We start from the raw sequence: 21,872 nt of genomic DNA, 5'->3' as shown, positions 1-21,872 counted from the left end.
TCCACCGAACCAGGACGGAAGCGGCAATGCTCGCGAGCCCGCTTGCAATGCTGGCGCTGGTGCGGCAGGCCAGCGTACGCGACAGGCCTCGCAGACTGGCAGGGAATCAGGTCATGATTTTCAGGGACATCATGGATCTGTTCAAGGCGGCTGCCGTGAACTGGGTGCATGACTATGCGCAGAGCATGGGTGCGGCGCTGGCCTTTTACACGATGTTTTCGATTGCTCCCCTGTTGTTGATCGTGATTTCAATCGCCGGATTATTTTTCGGCGAGCAAGCGGCCCGTGGCGAAATCCATGCCCAACTACAAGCCATGCTTGGAACAGCTGGAGCGCTGGCCGTTCAGGGTCTGCTGGAAAGCGCCGGCAAGCCAGCCGAAAGCATGATGGCGACACTCTTCGGACTGATTTTTCTCTTCATTGGCGCGACATCGGTCTTCGCCGAACTGCAGGACGCGCTCAACCGAATCTGGCGGGCGCCGCAAAAGGCTAAAATTTCCGGCCTGTGGAGTTTGCTGCGCGCCCGCCTGTTGTCCTTTGGCATGATTCTCGGCATCGGCTTTCTGCTGACTGTTTCGCTGGCCTTCAGTGCTGGCCTAGCCGCTTTGAGCAAGTGGCTGGATCCGCACGCCGCAGGCTGGGCCACGTTCGAGAACACCAGCGAAGTCACACTCGGCGTCCTGCTGGCGACTGCGGTTTTTGCCATGATCTACAAGACCATGCCCCACGTTCGGATCCACTGGAAAGATGTCTGGGTTGGTGCAATAGTCACATCGCTACTGTTTATCACCGGCAAGGCGCTGATCGGTGCCTACTTGGGAAGGAGCGGTATTTCGTCTCATTTCGGCGTTTCAGCCTCGCTGATCATTGTGCTGCTGTGGGTTTATTATTCGGCCCAGATTTTCCTGTTCGGTGCGGAATTTACCTGGGTCTACTCGCACAAGTTCGGTTCGCGCAAAGGCCAGGCCTTGCCTGGCGCCGCTGGGGAACTCCCTGGAACCGACTGAGGGCCGGTTAGCGCATGGGATGCTTGCTTCGCGTTTTGTTTTTCCAGCAGCGCAAGCCAATCCAGGCGAGCGAGCAAGCGCCTGCAATTAGCGCGGCGCGGATGATTTCCAGGTGTCCGTCAGCAAGCAGATCCCAGGCAACAACCCCAAAAAAATGCCGAATCCTTCGGCGGTCGGGAATGTTGTATGGGGTCTTGCCCGGCAGCCGTTGGCTGAAGATCAGCGCCAATCAGGACACTTCATGACGTTCACCTAACCCGGCGCTCAACCTCGCTCTTTTCAGTCGCTGGACGCTGCGCGATAAAGCCGCGCAGCACCGGTTAGCTCTACGTTGCACGTCCGCTTTTTCAACCGAGCCACTTCCGCCATGGGTCGTTTTCTGCCGGTGATGTAGCAATTCCAGATGTATAACTGTTAGCGCATTTCGGCAATTTCCAACCACAGCACCCAAAGTGATCGAATCCATTTGCCCCTAGATTCCAACCATGCGCAAATTTGTTGACGGTAAAAAACCCCGGCTAAAAAATTTGGCGCTTCCAACCAAGTATTGCACATAGCCGTTTAAAGAATCATGAGACAAACAACTCGTACCCACACAAACACAATTGGAGGCTCTGCCACCTCGGCGAATGTCGGCTTCCAATTTTCCTCTGCGTCGGCAAAGGGCCGAAAGCGCCAGCTTGGTTTGCGCGCCCACATAGCTACCACTCAACATCCACAAAGATTCCCCAACGACGGTCAGCAAAGTCCGATAATTTTCCAATGCCCAAACATCTGGCTTTGTTCGTCGCAACGGAGGTGTGTGGCAACAATCAGCGAAATGGAACATCCAGGAAATCAACTCGAAAAAAAGCACCGCCAAAGCGATGCCTTTTATAGAAGTGGAAGAGGCTGGACTGGATTAGTAGCCGGCGCCCTTGATCGACTTCAGACCCTTGTAGATGGCCTTGTCAGCGAGTTGCTCTTCGATGCGGATCAACTGGTTGTACTTGCAGATGCGGTCGGTACGCGAGAGCGAGCCGGTCTTGATCTGACCAGCACCGGTACCCACGGCCAGGTCGGCGATGAAGGAGTCTTCCGTCTCACCCGAGCGGTGCGAGGAAATTACGCCGTAGCCGGCCTTCTGCGCCATCTTGATGGCATCCAGCGTTTCGGTCACAGTGCCGATCTGGTTGACCTTGATCAGGATGGCATTGCAGGCGCCCATGTCGATGCCCTTCTTCAGGCGGACCGGGTTGGTCACGAAGAAATCGTCACCGACGATCTGCACTTTGGAGCCGAGTGCTTCGGTGAATTTGACGTAACCGTCCCAATCGCTCTGGTCGAGACCGTCCTCGATCGAAACGATCGGGTACTTGCTGCACCAATCGGCGTAGATGGCGATCATTTCGTCGGCGGTGAACAGCTTGTCGGGGTTGGACTTCCAGAACTTGTAGCCCTTGCGGCCGCCTTCGTCGAACAGTTCGGACGATGCGCAATCGAGCGCGATGCCGATCTGCTTGTCTGGCTTGTAACCGGCGGCTTCGATTGCCTGCATGACGACTTCGAGCGCTTCATCGTTGGTCATGTCCGGCGCGAAACCACCTTCGTCACCGACCGCCGTAACCTTCCCGGCCTTCTTCAGGATGCTCTTCAGGGCATGGAAAATTTCGGTGATCCAGCGCAGGCCTTCGGAGTAGGTCTTGGCGCCTACCGGCATGATCATGAATTCCTGGAAGTCGATCAGGTTGTCGGCATGCTTGCCGCCGTTGATGATGTTGGCCATCGGCGTTGGTATGACGAATTCCTTGTTCTTGTGGATCTTGCCGATATACTTCCACAGCGGCATCTTGCTGACGTTCGCACCGCACAGGGTGATGGCCATCGACGCACCGAGCAGCGCGTTGGCGCCGAGTTTGGACTTGTTGGGCGTTCCGTCGAGCGCGATCATCGCATCGTCCAGTTCGCGCTGGTTGAGCGGGTTCTTGCCCTTGAGCAGTTTGGCGATCGGGCCATTGACGGCTTCAACGGCCTTGAGTACGCCCTTGCCAAGGTAGACTTTCTTGTTGCCATCGCGCAGTTCGCAGGCTTCGAATTCGCCTGTGGAAGCGCCAGACGGAACAGCGGAACGCGCCATGAAACCATTATCGAGCGTGATATCGACTTCAACGGTGGGGTTGCCGCGCGAGTCGAGAATCTGGCGACCGATAACTTTGGCGATCTTGACGAATTTGGCTGGCGCTACCTTCTCGGCTGGCGCAGCTTTTTTAGCGGGAGCGGCTTTCTTGGGGGGTGCAGCTTTTACGACCTTGGCCATTTTTGTACTCCATTGTTGATGTTGATAAAAAAACTGTGTGCCACCGACGGAAACATGACTATACAACGAAATGCCACTCGATTTGCCAGTGGCGAAGCGAACGGGTCGCGAATGATTGCCGAAAATGCCGCGATCCGCCAATTACCTTACCCGCTATTCATCAGCCGCCATGCTGAAGGGATCATCGACATCCGGATTGATGATGCCAAAATGCGCCGGTATGCGAGCATAAAAAATCCGGATTTTTTCCTGATGAAGAAGCGCAAACAGTTGCTTAGTTTCTACATCATTGACAACGAACTCCACCTCGATGCCGATGCTGCCAGCCAACTCAAAAAAGCGATCCTCATGCAAGGCATGGTGTCGCCCGAAGCCTCCGATTGAGCGAAACGCGGAGCCACCGCGCACACCCAGTTTGTTGGCTTTTTCGAGTAGCCACTCCCACAGCAGAACTCCGTGATGACTCTGCTTTTCCTCAACGTAGAATCTGAGAAAGCTACCTTCCATGTCTGCTCCCGTTACTTGATTGAATGCTGCATCAGGTTGAATTCCTGAGCAGGTAGACCGTACCGATGCCCGCGAATGTCATCACCACCGAGCCGACGACATGCGCCACAACAGCACCAAGCGCCCAGGAGATTCGCCCCTGCTGAAGCAGCGAGGTGATCTCGGCGGAGAAAGTCGAAAACGTGGTCAGTCCGCCGCAGAAGCCGGTGATGACCAGCAAGCGCCATTCCGGCGAGATCGCCGAAAAGGTGGCAAAGAATGCGATACCCAGTCCCACCACATAAGCGCCAATCAGGTTGGCAGCCAGCGTGCCGGGTGGAATTGTCGGAAAAAGGTCGTTGAGCTTGGTGCCGAGTTGCCAGCGCAACAAGGCGCCAAGCGCAGCACCTGAAGAAATTGCCAGAATCGATTTCAACATATCCCCGTCCTGAATCCGTCCAGACTACTTTCGAATTGCACCGAAGGAAGTGCAGATATCAACTTACCCACAGAAGCTGTGGGTAAGCCTGTTAACTTGTTGTGTGCTGAAAGACAAAACCCTTTACAAACGGATGCTTGAGGACGCCGCCCAAAATACAGACAGCACCCTCACCCGAATGTCCGATTCAGACTTTGTTCGACGCCGCGTTGCGCAACTCACGACGCAGTATCTTGCCGACGTTGGTCTTTGGCAAATCGGTCCGGAATTCCACGTAGCTCGGCACCTTGTAACCGGTGAGATGTTCGCGACAGTGCGCGATCAGTTGCGCCGCCGTCATTGACGGATCCTTCTTGACGACAAATATCTTCACCGCCTCGCCCGACTTTTCGTCCGGCACACCCACTGCGGCGACCTCGAGAACCCCGGTGTGCATGGCCACGACTTCCTCGACTTCATTCGGATAAACGTTGAAACCGGAGACCAGAATCATGTCCTTCTTGCGGTCGACGATATGCACGTAACCCTTGCTGTCCATCACCGCGACATCACCGGTGCGCAGGAAACCATCGGGCATGAATATATTGGCCGTTTCTTCCGGGCGGTTGTAATAACCCTTCATCACTTGTGGACCGCGAATACAAATCTCTCCGCGTTCGCCAAGCGCAACATCACCACCGCTGTCATCGCGAATCACCACTTCGGTCGATGAAATCGGCAGGCCGATCGATCCGGTAAACTCGGTTATATTGAGCGGGTTCATGGTCGCCGCCGGAGAAGTTTCGGTCAGCCCGTAAGCTTCGATCAATGGCTTGCCAGTAACGCGCTTCCATTTCTCGGCTACGGCCTTTTGCACGGACATGCCGCCGCCCAGGGACACCTTCATTTTGCTGAAATCGAGCGCAATGAAATCTTCATTGTTGAGCAGCGCATTGAACAGGGTATTGACCCCGGTAATTACGGTAAAGGGATATTTTTCAAGTTCGGCAACAAAGGCAGGTATGTCACGCGGATTGGTAATCAGCAGATTGCTGGCACCGATCCGGATGAAGGCAAAGCAGTTCGCCGTCAATGCGAAGATATGGTAAAGAGGTAATGCGGTAACAATAAGCTCGCCACCCTCAATAATTTCTGGTTTGATCCAGGCATAGGCCTGCGCCAGGTTGGCCAGAATATTCCGGTGCGTCAGCATCGCGCCCTTGGATGGGCCCGTAGTACCGCCCGTGTATTGCAGAAAGGCGAGATCGTCTTGCGTCACCGCGACCGGATTGAAATTGCTGCCAGCCCCTTTTGACAGCGCCTTGCCAAAGCCAATGGAGTGTGGCAGCTTCCATGCCGGAACCATTTTCTTGACGTACTTGACGACGAAATTGACGACACTGCCCTTCGGGAATCCCAGCATGTCGCCAAGACGCGCAATCACCACATTCTTCACCGACGTCCTGTCGATCACCTTTTCCAGCGTATGCGCAAAATTCTCCAGGATGATGATCGTTTCAGAACCCGAATCCTTGAGCTGATGCTCAAGTTCACGCGGCGTGTAAAGCGGGTTGCAGTTCACTACCGTATAACCGGCACGCAAAGCGCCAAACATGCAGATCGGATACTGCAGGACGTTCGGCAGCATGATCGCAACACGCGAACCCTTCGGCAACTTGAGATCCGACTGCAGGTAAGCCGCAAAATCGCGCGACAGCTTGTCAAGCTCGCCGTAGGTAATCTGCGCTCCCATGTTGATATAGGCGATGCGCTCGCGATACAGCGCAACGCTCTTCGCAAACATCTCGCCAAGCGACTGGAACTCGCCCAGATCGATCTCGGCAGGAACGCCCTTCTGATAACTCTGCAGCCAGATCTTGTCCACTTGTTATCCTCCGATATGACGTAATGAAATACGCAGCGGCACTAACTCTTTTCATTGTATTCACACATTGGCCTCCATGCCAGAAAACGATTCTGATCCTGCTCAATACGACGTGTTAATGGAGGAAATGCAATCCTGAGCAGGTCAGCACACTTCGAGCAAGGAGGCATCGGAAAAAATCAGCGCCCCACGCACCGGCATTCCAGGGAAAACCCCCGCCACCGCCCGGCAATAAGCAGCAACCTGCGCCCGGTAGTCATCAAGGCGAACACTGTCGCTTCCCGAACTCTTGTAATCGAGTACCCAGAACGTGGAATCCAGCTCAACGAGGCGGTCGATACGATGCAACTGACCATCGCCGGCGGTCAGCTCGATTTCGTTCCATGCCCGGCGATACTGCGCCGGGTCAAAAAAGCGCTGTAACGCACCGTCAGCAAGCAACCGTTCGGCTACGGGCAGTGCGCGCTGGTATTCACTCTCGTCAAAGCCCAGCGCCTTCCACCAGCCATCAGTCACCGGCCCGCCGGTGCGCCGTTCGAGCAGGGCATGGAGCAGCAGGCCGAACCGCTCAGCGGCATCCGGAACGTGGCGGCGCTCGCCGACTGGCGGCAATGGCGGGCACACGGCAGAGTCCGTGTGCGAAGGTGTGTCAAACGGTGCCATGCCGAGTTGCGGCAGATCATCGCCATAAACCAATTCCCCACCCAGCTTTTCCAGCGCAGCTTCGAGCAGACGGTACGGCGTCCCGTCGCGCGCCTTGGCATTCTCGATGCCGCTGGCAAAAAAGACCTGTCGCGCACGGGTCATGGCGACGTAGAGCAGATTCAGTTCCTCGCGCTGGGCGGCGACACTCTCGGCGTCGAACAGTGGCTGGCGCGCCGCGCCGTGATCCTCCTTGCGGCCATAGAACGAAAAATGCCTTGGCGCTGGCGCTTCCGGCGGCCAATCGACCAGCACGTCCCAGGCTTCCTGCCCGCGCGCTGGAGCATTGGCGCCGAGCAGCCAGACGATGGGCGCTTCCAGGCCCTTGGCCCCGTGGATGGTAAGAATCCGCACGCGGCCGGCATCGGCGCTCTGCGCTTCGATCACGCCCTCATCCGGCGCGTCGTTGACATCGGCATCGCGCAGGTCACGCAGTTCGTCGATGAAGCGCGGCAGACTCGGATAGCGCCCGCCGTCGAGATCAAGCGCGAGCAGCAGCAGGGCTTGCAGATTGGCTTCGACACTCGCACTGGCGGCTGGCGGCACGGCCAGGCGGTAACGCGCAAGCACCTCGCCCTGATGAAAGATGCGGTCGAGCAGATCGTGCGCTGGTAGCCGATCGGCGGCTTGCAACCACTCGCCGAGCAGTCGAGATGCACGCGCCAGACAAGGCGATGCGCTGCCCTCGGCGGCCAGCGCCACCAGACGCTGCCACCACGAGGGTTCCTGACGCGCCGCCAGTTGCATCAGGTCGCCATCGCTGCAGGCAAAGACAGGCGAACGCAGGGTATGGGCGAGCTTCAGGTCGGCCACCGGCATCACCAGGAATTCAAGGAGCGCCACGCTGTCGCGCACTTCCAGCGCCGACAGCAAACCGCCGCGCGATCCGGCAGCAAAGGGAATATTGGCGGCGATCAGGGCGCGCTCGTAGCAGGCCAGGTTGGTTCGCGAGCGCACCAGCAACATGATGTCGCCGTAACGCAACGGACGCTGACCCGGTTGCCCGCCAGCCGCTTTTTCTTCGATCTGCCAGGCGTTGCCGGATTTTCCAACCATTTCACCTATCTTCGCTGCCAGTCCCGCCGCCTCCTGGCGAAGGCGCAAGTCCTCCGGCTCAATATCTGGCTCGATCAGCGGATCGCGCAAACCTTCCCGCTCCGGGGCAACAACATCAACCTCATCGACTTCGGCCTTGCCGCACAGCGGCAGCAGTTCGACTCGCCCCGGCAGCGAACCGGCGAATGAAGTCTGCTCGCGGAAAGGGGCGAACTCCGCCACGTCTAGAAAAAGCGCATTGATCACGTCGACAATCGGTTGTGCATTGCGTCGCGTGGCATCCTGTTCGAGGCGAAGCGCGCCGAACTCGCGCACCAGGAAATCGGTCGCCACCGAGAACAATCTGGGCTCGGCGCGACGGAAGCGATAGATCGACTGCTTGGGGTCGCCGACCAGAAAGACACCGGGGCGCGACGCATCCGAATAGGCGGCAAGCCAGGCCAGCAATATCTGCCACTGCAGGGGATTGGTGTCCTGAAACTCGTCCAGCAGCACATGGCTGAAACGCGCATCCAGACGGGCTTGCAGGAAAGCGGCCGTGTCCTCGTCGCGCAACAGCTTGAGCACGTTCCACTCGGCATCGACAAAATCGATCTGCCGCCGCGCCTTCTTGAACTCGACCACATGGGCGAGAAATGCCTGGAACACAGTGCAGGCATCCTGATTGAAGGCAACGATCCGCTCTTCGAGCTGCCACGCCACATAGTCCGACAGGGTCTCGCCCAACTGGCCATGCAGATCGAGGAAGCGCAGCGCACCATCGACGCCGAAGCGCTTGTCGGCCGCCTTGCCCGGCTTGCGCTGGCGCAGCGTGTTCTCTTTGGTCAGCAGTACAGAACGCAACAACTCGAAGCAAACGGATTGTCGGGGCTCGACGAGCGCGGCGCACAGAACCTGCACCATCGCCTGATCGCCCTTGAGTTCGCTCATTTCGAGCAAGCCGAGGTAGGCCTGAAAATCGGACGACCAATCACCGGAAAAGAAATCGGTCAGCGCCCGGCCAATCTGGGTGACGCCCAGTAGCTCGCTCAAGGTGGCGATGACTTTTTCTGCGGTATCGGGCGAATCTTCGCCGAAGGCCAGCCACTCGCTACGCCGATTCAGCGCACGACGAATCAGACGCCGCGTCGAATCGAGCCCGACCTCGGCCAGCAGGCGGACAAAGCCCTGCGTCAATGCACTGTCCGGCGCCTTCTGCAAGCTTGCGGCGAAGGACTGCCAGAGCTCGTCGAATAGCCGCGAATCGGATTCGACCAGCGTTGAGCCCGCCAGATTGGCAGACAGTGGCGCGGCCGCGACCAGTTGCAAAAACCAGCCGTGAAAGGTATTGACCGCCAGACCCGGCTGCGCGGCGAGAACTCGTTCATACAGGCCGCGTGCCGTGCACAGCACCTCTTTATTCGCGACCACGCCGCGCTCGGCAAGAAAGCCGGTGATCTGCGTTTCGCTGCCGGTGGCCAGCAAATGCAACCAGTCGACGACGCGCTCCTCGATCTCGCGCGCCGCCTTGCGCGTAAAGGTGATGGCCAGAATTTCACCGGGCGCAACGCCAGCCAGCAGCAGACGCACTATGCGCGACGCCAGCAGCCAGGTTTTTCCGCTCCCGGCACAGGCTTCGACGACAACACTGCGCGAAGGGTCGAGGGCGCGCAGGATCAGGGAAGAAGAAGTATCCGAAATATCAGACATAATCCCTCCGGCACAAACCGCTCATCTCGCACCACTCGCAGACGCTTCCAACACCGTGCGCCGGCAACTTCGCTCCGCCAAGCATGGCGCTGAAAGCAGCGCATAGACGCTGCCCCTGAGCCTCGGCGTCGTCCATCAAAGCGCCACTCTCTGCACCCGTTGCCACCGCCAAGATCCGTTCATCGTCAAGCGCCACATAGGCGGCTTGCGTGGCGTCGCCGTGCAATAGCGCGTAGGCGGGCAACTGCACATCGTCCTTCAGCCGATCCCTGATCACCTTGGCCGTCTGCGTCTTGTAGTCAAGCAGCGACGCACCACCCTGTTTCTCGTCGATGCGGTCGATGCGGTCGATGCGGCCGTAAAGCTCGACCTCTCCGCCCCCTTCCAGCGCCAACACACGGCTGACGCGCGTTTCGGCCTGCGCCCAACGCCAGCCCGGCGCCTCGACCTCCCGCTGCTAGGCTAGATAGGATGCCAGTCTTTTCTCCCAGCGCAGACGCCAGCCCGTCGCCAGAAAATTATCCTCGATGGCCGGTGCAAAAACTTCGGCAACAACGTCCTGCAAGGCAGACAGCGCCTTGTCCTCAGCAAGTTCCGAGATGACCGGATGGCGCGCGTGGAAGCGTTCCAGCACACGATGGACAAGCGCGCCGAAATCACTCTTGCCCATTTCCTCGCTGACCTCGTCCATCTCGCCAAGCCCGAGCACATGGCGTGCGAAGAAGCGATAAGGACAAGCGACGAGACTGACATAGCCGCTCACTGAAACGCGGCGAGGAATGAGCCTGGATGGAGCGACCGGCGCCGCAGACAGGGTTGCCTGCGGCGCTGTATCGCTCTCCGGCATGGCTTCCCCACGCTTCGGCAATGGCCGCCTTAGCAGGTCGTCCTGCCATGCCAGTTGATGCAGGGTCGAGAGCAGCGCGAATTCGGGCGCCAGCAGATTGGCTTCGCCGTCCTGTTCGGACTGCCAGGTCACGGTAACGCGCGGTACCGTCGCCAGCAGCAATTCGAGATCGCGGCGCAATTCACGCTCGGCGTCCTCGCGCGTACGCAAACCGAGCTCCCGACGCACGGACTGATTGAAGAACTCGCCATCGCTGGCCGGCGCCAATAGGCGCGCATCGCCGCCAAGCAGCAGCGCGGCCTCGAAGGGGCGCAGACACACAGCATTAAGCGGCGTGAGAACGATCGGACTGCTGATTCCGCCATCGCGAAAATTGGCCGACTCCAGTTCGCGGTTGAGCCAATCACGCCAGGCAGAAAAGGTGAACAACGCCGTACTGCCGTCCAGTTCAACGCGGCGCAATTCGAGCAGATCAAGCAGCACCTTGCCTGCCGCATCGCCTTGCAGCGGATCGAGCGCGCCCAGCGCTTCGAGTGCCTTGTGCAGGCGGTTGATCCAGCGCCCCAGCGGTGCTGGCCGTGAGCGCAACAGCGTCGTTGCCGCCTCGATGCGGTCAAGCAGCATCAGCCCCAGGCTTTTCGATTCGCCGTGCTCGTCATCAAATTCAAGCAGGCAGCGCCGGATGCGGGGTAACCCGGCTTTGACCGAGGCCGCACGAAGCGCCGATTCAAGCATGAATACCGCTGCCTTGCGCGCGCTTTCGTCGCAATCGGAAAATACATAGGGCGATTTGCACAGGTCAAGCAGATCACGGTAATAGGCTCCGCCAGCCGCCGTTTCGATGAGCGCGTCGACAGCCGCTGCTGAACGCGAGGTGGACAGCTTCCAGCCGGTTTCATCACTGACCAGAACGCCCTCGCGTTCGAGCAGCGCCCGGACGCGCCGTGCTGTCAGACGATCCTGTGTAATCAGTACGATACGGCGCAATCCGGCACCCAGCCACTGGCCGATCTGCGCCACGGTCGCCTGCGCCTCCTGCTCCCGGCCACTGGCCGCAACAAGTTGCAAACGTCTGGCCAGCGGGCTTTCCGGTTGTTTTCCCGCCAGATCGACGGCGCGTTCAAACAAGGGGAAGGCGGGTGATTCTGGCCAGGCAGCGGCAAGGGTCGCCATCAATGGCGAGGCACATGCAGCGCGTGGCGCCGGATGGAACATCGACAAGGCTTGTGATCGCCCGTAGCGCATCAGAAAATCGAGTTCGGCAGGTTCAAGCGATTCTTCCGGCGAAGCATCGAGCAGCACCAGAAGCGGGGGCGAAGCCGCATCGCCTTGCTCAGCCAGCTTGGCCAGGGCGGCCAGACGAAACCGGAAGACCACTGACAAATCGGGACTTCCCGCAGCCGCCAGTGCACGCCATAGTTCATGCACGACGCGCGCCTCGAAGGCCAGCGGAACCGAAGCCCGCAACGCGTAGGCATGTTCTAGCTGTGCGGCCAGTATCGCTTCGTCATCGGACAAGGTGACGGCAGCGGCCGTCAATTCATCAAACAATCCCGCCATCTCCGACGCGATGCCCCACAGTGCCACCTCGTCGAACCAGCCGCGCTCGCGCAAAGCCTCATGCAGCAGCACGAGTCGTTGACTGTCCGGCAGCGCTTCTGGAAGCCCGGCGATGGGCGCAGACTCTACCCAGTGGGTCAGCGTATCAAAGCGTGGCAACAACAACGGACGAGGCGCCACGCGCAGCATGGCGGAACGTAACTCGGCGGCAAGCGGCAAGGTGGGTACAAGCACGAGCACGGACGACAGGTCACCCATTCCAACGGCAATGGAGCAACGCTCGAGCATGGCAACAGCGAGTGCATCGAGAAAGCCCTCGCCCGCCGGCAAGGCCGTCGAATCAATCCCGTCAGCCGTGCGCTGCATTGGCAAAAGTAAAATTCAAGAAAACTGAATCAGCGTTCGAGGTGATCGAGTTTGCCCGGCTTGCCGTTCCACTCGTCGGCGTCGGACAGAGGCTCCCGACGTTCGGTAATCACCGGCCAGACCTTGGCAATCTCGGCATTCAGCGCGATGAACTGACGCTGATCGTCCGGCACATCGTCCTCGGCAAAGATCGCTTCCGCCGGGCATTCGGCGACGCAAAGCGTGCAATCGATGCACTCATCCGGGTCGATTACCAGAAAATTGGGGCCTTCGTGAAAGCAGTCGACGGGGCAGACATCGACACAGTCCGTATATTTGCACTTGATGCAGTTCTCGGTAACAACGTAAGTCATATTTCCTGCTTTTCAAAGTTGACGTGGAAAACTATATCCTATTTGCTGCCTGCTTCCCATGCAGGTTTTTTTTCGCTAGGATAGCTGCAATCTGCAGGCGCCAATTCCTCAGGCATCCATTCTTTCCTCCCATCTCTGATTACTCAAGAGGCTTTCTGATGAGCGAACACATCCATTACGTCACTGACAACACCTTCGCTGCCGAGGTTCTGCAATCGCAACAACCCGTGCTGGTCGATTACTGGGCAGAATGGTGCGGCCCGTGCAAGATGATCGCGCCGATTCTCGATGAGATCGCCAAGGAATACGCCGGTCGCCTGAAGGTTGCCAAACTGAATATCGACGACAACCAGAATACGCCGGCAAGCTACGGTGTGCGTGGCATTCCCACGCTGATGCTGTTCAAGAACGGCAATGTCGAAGACACCAAGGTTGGCGCACTGTCCAAGTCCCAACTCACTGCATTCATTGACAAGAATCTGTAAAGTCGATACCTTTCGCCTGAAGGTTCATCCTGTGCGGCACCTGAAAACAGGAAAAACAAAGTCCGCACAGAACTTTCCGGCTTAATCGCCAGTCGTAACTATCCCGCAGTACCCAAATCTCCCTCCTCGTACGCGCCTAATTCGCGACAACGCCCAGCGCATCACGCTCCATACCCATTTCTTCATACCCGCTCATGCACCTATCCGAACTCAAAGCCCTACATGTAAGTCAGCTACTCGATATGGCCGTCACCAATAACATCGAGGGTGCCAATCGACTTCGCAAGCATGAACTGATCTTCGCCTTGCTCAAGAATCAAGCCAAATTGGGAGAAACCATTTTTGGCGATGGCACCATGGAGACATTGCCGGATGGTTTCGGTTTCCTGCGCTCGCCCGAAACCTCTTACCTGGCCAGCACTGACGACATCTACGTCAGCCCAAGCCAGATTCGTCGTTTCAACCTGCATACCGGCGACACGGTAGAGGGCGAAATCCGCACGCCGAAGGATGGCGAACGCTACTTCGCACTGGTCAAGGTCGACAAGATCAACGGTGAGGTGCCGGAAGCTTCGAAGAACAAGATCCTCTTCGAAAATCTGACACCGCTTCACCCTACCGAGCACATGAAGCTCGAACGCGACATACGCGGCGAGGAGAACACTACCAGTCGCATCATTGACATCATTGCGCCGATCGGCAAGGGCCAGCGCGGCCTGCTGGTTTCCAGCCCGAAAAGCGGCAAAACGGTGATGATGCAGCACATCGCGCACGCCATTACGACCAATCACCCCGACGTCAAGGTCATCGTTCTGCTGATCGACGAACGCCCGGAAGAAGTGACCGAAATGACGCGCTCGGTGAAGGGCGAAGTGGTCGCCTCGACCTTTGACGAACCGGCCACCCGCCACGTGCAGGTCGCCGAAATGGTTATCGAAAAAGCCAAGCGCCTGGTCGAACACAAGAAAGATGTGGTCATCCTGCTCGACTCGATCACCCGTCTGGCGCGCGCCTACAACACGGTGCAACCGGCTTCCGGCAAGGTACTGACCGGCGGTGTCGACGCCAACGCCCTGCAGAAACCGAAACGCTTTTTCGGTGCAGCACGCAACATCGAGGAAGGCGGCTCGCTGACCATCATCGCCACCGCACTGATCGACACCGGCAGCCGCATGGATGATGTGATCTATGAAGAATTCAAGGGAACCGGCAACCTGGAGATCCACCTTGATCGCCGAATGGCCGAAAAGCGCGTCTATCCTGCGATCAACGTCAATCGCTCCGGCACCCGCCGCGAAGAACTGCTGCTCCTGCCCGACGTCCTGCAAAAGATGTGGATACTACGCAAGTTGCTCTACAACATGGACGATCTTGAAGCGATGGAATTCCTGCTCGACAAGATCAAGGCTACAAAAAACAACGGTGAATTCTTTGACTCGATGCGTCGCTAACCACCCACCTACCACCACTTGATTGCAAATTGCAAAAGAATCAAGGATAATTTACCGTTTTCCGGAGCCGGGCACCGAAGTAACCAACGTTTACATCGAGCCGGCTAGATTTGACTTACAGGAATGTCTCAAGATGAAATCCAATATCCACCCAGATTACAAAGAAGTCGAAATCACCTGCTCATGCGGCAATGTGTTCAAGACCCAGTCAACGATGAAGAAAGCGCTTCACGTTGAAGTCTGTTCTTCCTGCCATCCGTTCTATACCGGCAAACAGAAGCTCATTGACACTGCTGGCCGCGTTGAGAAGTTCAATAAGAAGTACGGCGCGATGCACAAGCCGGCCTAAGTTACACAACGAGTTCCCGCGGACTCAGCGAAAAGGCAGCCGCATGGCTGCCTTTTTAATTTAGCCCAACAGACATCCATCGACCTCGGCCCGGCCATGCCATTTCTACCGGAACATCCGCGCTTCAAGGGCATTGCCCTGCCACCCAGCGGCTGGGTGTTGGCCGTTTTGCTGATTATCTACATTTTTACCGGCCTGATCGGCCATGACCCGTGGAAGCACGACGACGCGATCTCGATCGGGATCGCCTACGACATGGTCAGCAATGGCCACTGGCTGATCCCGCAACTCGCCGGACAGCCCTACCCGGACGCCCCGCTTTACTACTGGACAGCGGCGATAACCGGCTACCTCTTTTCGTGGTTACTACCACTGCATGACGCCGCGCGTCTGGCCAGCGGCCTGTTCACCCTGCTATCGCTTCAGTTCATCTTGCTCGCCGGGCGCGAACTGCATGGCCGCGACCACGCCGCCGCTGCGCCATTGATCCTGGCTGGCAGCATCGGCTTCCTGTTCCACGCACACGAAGCACAGCCCATGCTGGCAGCACTGACCGCCCACACAGCCGCTTACTGGGCGCTGATACTGCTGCCACGCCGCCCTAACTTTGCGGCCATGATATTTGGCGTTGCCGTCGCCCTTGGCTTCCTTGCCAACGGACTGCTCCCGATTCTGACTCTGTTGCCGGTTACCGTTTTTTCCCTGTGGCAATCTGAAGACAGAAAAAGAAGCGCCATGCTTCTGACCGCTTCCATGACCTTGGCTTTTCTGCTTTCCGCATTGTGGTTAGTCCCGGTGCAAAAGACATCGCCGCAATATCTTTCAGCCTTTTTGCAGGGCGAACAGGCGGCTTTGATCAAGTCCGTCCAACCCTTGTCCAACATCCTGCGTTACCTGAACCTGTTGCTGTGGTATGCATGGCCTGCGCTCCCGTTGGCAGCATGGGCGTTATGGTCAAAACGTCGCATTCTCCAAACCAAACAACTCGCACTTCCAATCTTTTCGTTCCTTTCGGTACTGCTTATTCTTGGCATGAGCCTTGAGATACAAAGCTCTGCAGCATTACTGCTCCTGCCGCCGCTGGTTCTGCTGGCCGTGCCCGGCGTTGCCTCTTTGCGGCGCGGCGCGGCAAACGCCTTCGACTGGTTCGGCATGATGACCTTTACCATTTTTTCGGTCGTCGTCTGGATCGTCTGGTATGCCATGGTTTTCGGCTGGCCTGAGCGCCTGGCACGGCAGGCGGTTCGACTGGAACCTGGCTTCGTTGGTCACTTCAGCCTGATTGCCCTTATTTCCTCGATAACTGCCATGATCATCTGGTTCTGGCTGATCGTTACCAGCCCGCGCTCGCCAATGCGCGGCATCATGCACTGGATGGCTGGTCTGACACTGTTCTGGGTACTCATTGCCGCACTTTGGATGCCCTGGATCGACTACGGCAAGACCTACCGTCCGCTCTCGGCATCTCTGGCCAAGGCCTTACCGGCCAAGGGTGGCTGCATTGCCAATGCCAATCTTTCAGATTCGATTCTTGCTTCTCTGGATTATTTCGATGGAATTCGTACCGTTCCGCTGAGTAGCGCCGCCGGCAAAGCTTGTTACTGGCTGCTCATTCATGGCGAAACAAGTGACCCAGCTTCCATTTCGGCATCTGGATGGTACAAAGTATGGGAAGGAAGACGGCCGAGTGATCGTCGCGAAAGCGATAAATTCTTTCTTTACCATCGCGGAACAAAAAAAAATACGGCCACTCGTTCCGAGATCCAAGTTGAAAGCACTGAAGACGGCGCATTACGCCGTTAACACGCTCACTGATCACAGCCTGATGAAGTGCTCGCGGTAATATTTCAACTCTTCAATTGACTCACGAATATCGGCCAGTGCCGTGTGATCGGATTTCTTGACGAATCCCTTGGCAAGGTCGGGCTTCCAGCGCCGACAAAGCTCCTTGAGTGTGCTGACGTCGAGATTTCGGTAGTGAAACCATTCTTCCAGTTTCGGCATGTAGCGCACCATGAAGCGGCGATCCTGTCCGATCGAATTGCCACACATCGGACTCACTTCTTTGGCCACATACTCCTGCATGAAAGCGAGTGCAGCCGCCTCTACCGCCGATTCATCAAGCGCTGAGGCTTTGACCTTGGCGATCAATCCGGAACGACCATGCGTGTTCTTGTTCCACTCGTCCATCGCGTCAAGCTGTGCATCGGATTGATGAACGACCCACACCGGCGATTCGGCGACAGTCACCAGATTGCTGTCGGTGACAATCATCGCCAGTTCGATGATGCGCTCGCGCTCGGGATCGAGGCCGGTCATTTCCATATCCAGCCAAATGAGATGATTTGCGTCCTGTGCCATATAATCTGTCCGAACTCTTCAAACAGGTATTCTGTCACAGCTTGATGATCAATAATTTCTCCTTCGCATTTCTCGTTGCACTCTCCCTGATGGTTGGCCTTCGCCTGTGGTTGGCAGGGCGTCATGTTGCCTACGTTCAGGCTCATCGGGCTGCAGTACCCGATCAGTTTTCTGGTCGCATCGAGCTTTCCGCTCATCAGAAAGCGGCAGACTACAGCGTTGCCCGAACTCGCTTCGGCATCATTACACTGACCATCGAGGTTGCCATTCTTCTGGCTTTTACTTTTGCTGGCGGACTGCAAGCGCTCCATGATTTCTGGAGCACAAGGTTATCCGGCCTCGGTTATGGCATGGCACTGATTTTCAGCGTCATGCTCATCTCCGGCGTTATCGATCTTCCGCTGGCGTTGTATACGCAATTCGTCATCGAAGAGAAATTCGGCTTCAACCGCATGACGCTCAAACTTTTCATCGTCGATCTTCTCAAGCAAACGGCGCTTGGCATCGCCATCGGCACGCCAGTGCTTCTCGCCGTTCTCTGGCTGATGGCGCAGATGGGAAGTCTGTGGTGGCTCTACGTCTGGCTATTCTGGTGCGCCTTCAATCTGCTGATCCTGTTCATCTACCCGACCTGGATCGCGCCATTGTTCAACAAATTCACGCCACTGGATAACGCACCACTCAAGGCGCGCATCGAATCCCTGCTGCAACGTTGCGGGTTTGCTACTTCAGGACTGTTTGTGATGGACGGTTCGCTGCGTTCAAACCATGGCAACGCCTACTTCACCGGCTTCGGCAAGACCAAGCGCATCGTTTTCTTCGACACCCTGCTCAACCGTTTGCAACCGGCAGAGGTAGAAGCGGTACTGGCGCATGAACTCGGCCATTTCAAGCACCGCCACGTGATCAAGCGCATCGTCCTGCTGTTTGGCCTATCGCTTGGTTTTCTCGCCGCACTTGGCCAATTGATGAGTGCTGACTGGTTCTTTAACGGACTCGGAGTAACAACGCAAAACACCGCCCTGGCACTGATTCTTTTCTTCCTGGTCGTGCCGGTATTTACCTTCCTGCTGACACCACTGATGAGCCTGCTCTCGCGCCGCCATGAGTTCGAGGCTGACCGCTACGCAGCCGCGCATGCATCGGCAGACGATCTGGTCAAGGCCCTGGTCAAACTCTACGAAGACAATGCCGCAACCCTGACGCCCGACCCGCTGCACTCGCTGTTCTATGATTCACACCCTCCTGCTGCACTTCGAGTTGAACGACTGGCGCACCTGATTTGAATTTCGAAGGCACCATCGTCGCCGCGCATGGCCGGCAATACCGTGTCGAACTGGCCGACGGAGAAACGCTGCTCTGCTTTCCGCGTGGCAAGAAAAGCGAGTTGGCCTGTGGCGACCATGTCAGCGTGCAACGTAGCGGTGATGCCGTTGGGGTAATTTCCTCGGTAGCGCCACGCAGTACGCTGCTCTATCGCTCAAACCTTTTCAAACAGAAACTGATCGCCGCCAACGTGACACAAATCATCGTTGTCGTCGCCACCGAGCCTTCGTTTTCCGACGAACTTGTCACGCGCTGCATTGTTGCAGCGGAAAGCCAGGACATGAAGGCGCTGATCATTCTCAACAAATGCGACCTGAGCGACCGCGTCGCGCCGGCCATCCCGACCTTGGCGCCGTTCGAAAAGCTTGGCTACACGGTGCTCAGGCTTTCCGCGCACGCCGACGCCGATGCGCTGCTCCCCTATTTATCAGGGCAGACCAGTGTGCTCGTCGGTCAGTCAGGCATGGGCAAATCCACTCTGACCAACGCGCTGGTGCCCGATGCCAATGCCCCGACGCGCGAAATATCGGAAGCGCTCGACTCGGGAAAACACACCACCACACACGCCACGCTGTATCGCCTCGACGCCAACTCAGCGCTGATTGATTCGCCCGGCCTGCAGGAGTTCGGACTGCTTCACCTCTCGCCGAAGGCTATCGAGCACGGGTTTCTGGAACTCCGGCCACTGCTTGGCCAATGCCGCTTCCGTAATTGTTGCCATGACCGCGAACCCAATTGCGCGGTGCATGCTGCCGTCAAGTCGGGAGACATCGATCCACGCCGCTACGCGGCTTTCCGTTCACTCTGCACCGAAGTTGGCTGACCCGACAGGAACCTCTTCATGAGCGACATCACCATCCGCCGCAAACACGGAAAATCACCATCCGATGCCCGCACAGCCGCTGAGCACATGGCCTCCGAACTCAAGGAAGAGTTCGATCTGAACTTTGCATGGGATGGCGATGTGTTGCATTTCAAGCGCCCTGGTGTGTCAGGCGAACTCACGCTTGATGCGCAGGAGGTCGTCCTGAGCATCCGCCTGAAATTTTTTCTCGCTCCGCTCAAACCAAGCATCGAACGTGAAGTTCACAAATTCTTTGATGAAAACTTTCAGGCCTGAATTGCACGGCATGACTTGCTGAGACTGCTGCAAGCTTTCCCAAAAAAGTCTTTCGACATTTCCAGTACTTGTTTGCGGTGCTATGCTCGTTGCCGAAGACAAACAAACGGTCAGCGGGCATGCTTATGGATATCAAACCAAAGCGACGAACACGCGAGCGCATTCTGGAAGCCGGCCTGCGGCTGTTCAACGATTTCGGCGAGCCCAACGTCACCACGACCGTCATCGCCGACGACCTGAATATCAGCCCGGGCAATCTGTATTACCACTTCCACAATAAAGACGAGATCGTCGAGGCGATATTTTCAGGCTTCGAGCGAGAGATCGAAGCAATACTCAGCGTACCGACAAAACGCCAGCCAGATGTCGACGACATCTGGCTATTTCTGCACCTGTTGTTTGAACAAATATGGAAGTACCGGTTTTTCTACCGCGACCTGAACGATCTGCTGACACGCAACCGAACACTCGAAATTCATTTCAAGAAGATCCTCGCAAACAAGGTACTAACAGCCACCCTGCTTTGTGAAGGACTTGTCTCAGCCGGCGCCATGCGCGCATCGGACAATGAGTTGCATGCGCTCAGCACCAATATGGCGGTGATCGCCACCTACTGGCTATCCTTTGAATATGCTCGCGACCCGCGCGGAAAAATGGAAAACGAGCGAATCGGGCGTGGTGTTTATCAGGTCATGGCGATGATTTCGCCATTCCTGATCGGCGAATCGCGATCACTCCTTGAAAGGCTGTCTGTCGAGTATCTGAAGCAACAACCCCTGCGCTAAACCATCAACTTCGATCATTCAGGAGAACAACATGGCCTGGAAAAAATTCCCCTATGTCGAGAAATCGTTTTCATATACGGGAGCCGCGCTCAAGAAAAACTGGGCGCGCCTGCATCGCGGTGATTGCGAACCGTTCCCCGACAATGCCAAAGTTCAGGAAGCCTGGCGCAGCTATCATGCCGGCGACTTCGGCGAGGCAATCGAACTCGGACTGGCTTGCGGCATGGCCGGATACGCGGCAGCCAACAAGGCAGCGACCGTCTACGCCAGTTATCTTGAGACGGATGACAATCGAAAGCGCAGCCTGTTTCTCGAAGCCGCGCAACGTTGCGAAGAACAGCAGAAGGCCATGCCTGAATACCCCAACGCCTGGTACCTCCACGCCTATGCGCTGGGTCGTTACAGCCAGAGCATCTCCGTGGTCAAGGCGCTGACCGAAGGCCTGGGAGGCAAGATCAAGCACAGCCTGATGCAAGCGATCGCCCTTGAACCAAAACACGCTGATGCCCATATCGCGCTCGGCACCTACCATGCCGAAGTAATCGACAAGGTTGGCGCGCTGGTCGGCGGCCTCACTTATGGAGCGAAGAAACATATCGGGGTCGAGCATTTTGAAACCGCACTGAAGCTCAATCCGGACTCGGCAATCGCCATGATCGAATTTGCCAACGGCCTGGCCATGATGTTCGGCAACGCCAGGATCAAGGATGCCGAACGTTATTATCAGCAAGCGGCCGCCTGCAAACCTGCAGATGCCATGGAATGGCTGGACATCGAGTCGGCGCGGTCCGAGATTGAGGATTAACCTAGAAAAAGCAGTTCGTCCACGAAAAACACCAAAAGCACGAAAAAAATCAATGAGATAATAAGCTGAAGATCGGCACCCAAAGGGTGAATAGAGAAAACACATCAAGTTGTTGTTTTTGTTCGTGTCTTTCGTGATTTTCGTGGATAGACTGATGTTTTTAGGATCAACGCGAACCCGTCTTTCCCTTGGGCGGATCGACCATATTTACGCAGCGCTGTAGCGTAGAGGCTTGATCTTCAGGCGACTTGCCAACCAGTTCGCAATTCTGAGCAACAGGTTTCGGCGTCTTCGCCTTCGGCGGGATTGACGACACTGTCGCTCCGCTGATTTCCTTTGCACCAGGCGACTTCGGCGCAACTGCTGTGGCCTCTGCCACCGGCGCCGCACTGTCCGCTTTTTTGGCTTTTTCGTCAGCGGTGCTTGAACGGGCGATCGAGTAATCTTTCAATACATGCATTTGCTTGGAGGTGCCCTTTCGGCAGCGCTGCGTGAATTTTGCTGATGTTTATGTTATTGGCTAAA

At 57.0% G+C, this 21,872-nt stretch carries 19 protein-coding genes and 1 pseudogene; 10 read left to right on the top strand and 10 right to left on the bottom strand.

Going from position 1 to position 21,872, the window contains the following annotated elements; translation table 11 throughout:
• Nucleotides 1-26: 26 nt before the first annotated feature.
• Nucleotides 27-1,007 (top strand): YihY/virulence factor BrkB family protein, encoded by a 981-nt coding sequence (locus ACOYNV_RS05430; protein WP_422898733.1) that lies wholly within the window; start codon nt 27-29, stop codon nt 1,005-1,007.
• Between the two features lie 7 nt (nt 1,008-1,014).
• On the opposite strand, the gene ACOYNV_RS05425 is transcribed toward ACOYNV_RS05430, so the two are convergent.
• The 8 genes and pseudogenes from ACOYNV_RS05425 to fdxA form a co-directional block, all read right to left on the bottom strand.
• On the bottom strand, nt 1,015-1,236 hold the full coding sequence (locus ACOYNV_RS05425; protein ID WP_422898732.1) for a hypothetical protein: 222 nt from the start codon (nt 1,234-1,236) through the stop codon (nt 1,015-1,017).
• A gap of 672 nt (nt 1,237-1,908) precedes the next feature.
• Nucleotides 1,909-3,303: a phosphopyruvate hydratase gene (eno, locus tag ACOYNV_RS05420; protein ID WP_422898731.1), complete on the bottom strand. Its 1,395-nt coding sequence runs from the start codon at nt 3,301-3,303 to the stop codon at nt 1,909-1,911.
• A 153-nt stretch (nt 3,304-3,456) separates the two neighbouring features.
• Complete coding sequence (locus tag ACOYNV_RS05415) at nt 3,457-3,810, bottom strand: DUF190 domain-containing protein (RefSeq protein WP_422898730.1); 354 nt, start codon at nt 3,808-3,810, stop codon at nt 3,457-3,459.
• 31 nt (nt 3,811-3,841) lie between these two features.
• Nucleotides 3,842-4,228 carry a fluoride efflux transporter CrcB gene (gene crcB / locus ACOYNV_RS05410; RefSeq protein WP_422898729.1) on the bottom strand — a complete coding sequence of 129 codons (387 nt, stop codon included), beginning with the start codon at nt 4,226-4,228 and terminating at the stop codon, nt 3,842-3,844.
• Nucleotides 4,229-4,415: 187 nt separating this feature from the next.
• Nucleotides 4,416-6,092 (bottom strand): long-chain-fatty-acid--CoA ligase FadD, encoded by a 1,677-nt coding sequence (gene fadD / locus ACOYNV_RS05405; protein ID WP_422898728.1) that lies wholly within the window; start codon nt 6,090-6,092, stop codon nt 4,416-4,418.
• A 144-nt stretch (nt 6,093-6,236) separates the two neighbouring features.
• Complete coding sequence (locus tag ACOYNV_RS05400) at nt 6,237-9,539, bottom strand: UvrD-helicase domain-containing protein (RefSeq protein ID WP_422898727.1); 3,303 nt, start codon at nt 9,537-9,539, stop codon at nt 6,237-6,239.
• A pseudogene (locus ACOYNV_RS05395) lies at nt 9,532-11,559 on the bottom strand (PD-(D/E)XK nuclease family protein). Before ACOYNV_RS05395 ends, ACOYNV_RS05400 begins: the two are co-directional and overlap by 8 nt.
• A gap of 782 nt (nt 11,560-12,341) precedes the next feature.
• Nucleotides 12,342-12,665: a ferredoxin FdxA gene (fdxA, locus tag ACOYNV_RS05390; RefSeq protein ID WP_422898726.1), complete on the bottom strand. Its 324-nt coding sequence runs from the start codon at nt 12,663-12,665 to the stop codon at nt 12,342-12,344.
• Nucleotides 12,666-12,823: 158 nt separating this feature from the next.
• On the opposite strand from fdxA, the gene trxA reads away from it, so the two are divergent.
• The 4 genes from trxA (at nt 12,824) to ACOYNV_RS05370 (ending at nt 16,753) form a co-directional block, all read left to right on the top strand.
• On the top strand, nt 12,824-13,150 hold the full coding sequence (gene trxA, locus ACOYNV_RS05385; protein ID WP_422898725.1) for a thioredoxin TrxA: 327 nt from the start codon (nt 12,824-12,826) through the stop codon (nt 13,148-13,150).
• Nucleotides 13,151-13,344: 194 nt separating this feature from the next.
• Nucleotides 13,345-14,601 (top strand): transcription termination factor Rho, encoded by a 1,257-nt coding sequence (rho, locus tag ACOYNV_RS05380; RefSeq protein WP_422898724.1) that lies wholly within the window; start codon nt 13,345-13,347, stop codon nt 14,599-14,601.
• A 133-nt stretch (nt 14,602-14,734) separates the two neighbouring features.
• Nucleotides 14,735-14,950 carry a 50S ribosomal protein L31 gene (gene rpmE, locus ACOYNV_RS05375; protein WP_422898723.1) on the top strand — a complete coding sequence of 72 codons (216 nt, stop codon included), beginning with the start codon at nt 14,735-14,737 and terminating at the stop codon, nt 14,948-14,950.
• A 96-nt stretch (nt 14,951-15,046) separates the two neighbouring features.
• The gene (locus tag ACOYNV_RS05370) at nt 15,047-16,753 is read left to right on the top strand and encodes an ArnT family glycosyltransferase (RefSeq protein WP_422898722.1); all 1,707 of its coding nucleotides are present in this window, start codon (nt 15,047-15,049) and stop codon (nt 16,751-16,753) included.
• A 12-nt stretch (nt 16,754-16,765) separates the two neighbouring features.
• On the opposite strand, the gene orn is transcribed toward ACOYNV_RS05370, so the two are convergent.
• Nucleotides 16,766-17,311 (bottom strand): oligoribonuclease, encoded by a 546-nt coding sequence (gene orn / locus ACOYNV_RS05365; RefSeq protein ID WP_422898721.1) that lies wholly within the window; start codon nt 17,309-17,311, stop codon nt 16,766-16,768.
• A gap of 44 nt (nt 17,312-17,355) precedes the next feature.
• On the opposite strand from orn, the gene ACOYNV_RS05360 reads away from it, so the two are divergent.
• The 5 genes from ACOYNV_RS05360 to ACOYNV_RS05340 all read left to right on the top strand — a co-directional run bounded on the left by ACOYNV_RS05360 (nt 17,356) and on the right by ACOYNV_RS05340 (nt 21,347).
• Nucleotides 17,356-18,597, top strand: a complete 1,242-nt coding sequence (locus ACOYNV_RS05360; RefSeq protein ID WP_422898767.1) for a M48 family metallopeptidase — start codon at nt 17,356-17,358, stop codon at nt 18,595-18,597.
• A complete protein-coding gene (gene rsgA, locus ACOYNV_RS05355) occupies nt 18,594-19,460 on the top strand; it encodes a ribosome small subunit-dependent GTPase A (RefSeq protein ID WP_422898720.1) in 867 nt (288 codons plus the stop codon). The genes ACOYNV_RS05360 and rsgA overlap by 4 nt, the downstream gene beginning before the upstream one ends.
• A gap of 18 nt (nt 19,461-19,478) precedes the next feature.
• The gene (locus ACOYNV_RS05350; RefSeq protein WP_422898719.1) at nt 19,479-19,757 is read left to right on the top strand and encodes a polyhydroxyalkanoic acid system family protein; all 279 of its coding nucleotides are present in this window, start codon (nt 19,479-19,481) and stop codon (nt 19,755-19,757) included.
• Nucleotides 19,758-19,882: 125 nt separating this feature from the next.
• On the top strand, nt 19,883-20,542 hold the full coding sequence (locus tag ACOYNV_RS05345; RefSeq protein WP_422898718.1) for a TetR/AcrR family transcriptional regulator: 660 nt from the start codon (nt 19,883-19,885) through the stop codon (nt 20,540-20,542).
• A 31-nt stretch (nt 20,543-20,573) separates the two neighbouring features.
• A complete protein-coding gene (locus ACOYNV_RS05340) occupies nt 20,574-21,347 on the top strand; it encodes a hypothetical protein (RefSeq protein ID WP_422898717.1) in 774 nt (257 codons plus the stop codon).
• A 166-nt stretch (nt 21,348-21,513) separates the two neighbouring features.
• On the opposite strand, the gene ACOYNV_RS05335 is transcribed toward ACOYNV_RS05340, so the two are convergent.
• Entirely contained in the window at nt 21,514-21,807 is a 294-nt protein-coding gene (locus ACOYNV_RS05335) for a hypothetical protein (protein ID WP_422898716.1), read from the bottom strand.
• Nucleotides 21,808-21,872: the final 65 nt, after the last annotated feature.

Source organism: Propionivibrio sp. (assembly GCF_049316945.1).
Taxonomy (GTDB): domain Bacteria; phylum Pseudomonadota; class Gammaproteobacteria; order Burkholderiales; family Rhodocyclaceae; genus Propionivibrio.
Note: the sequence above shows the minus strand (reverse complement) of the source record. Positions and strands in the feature narration are given on the sequence as shown.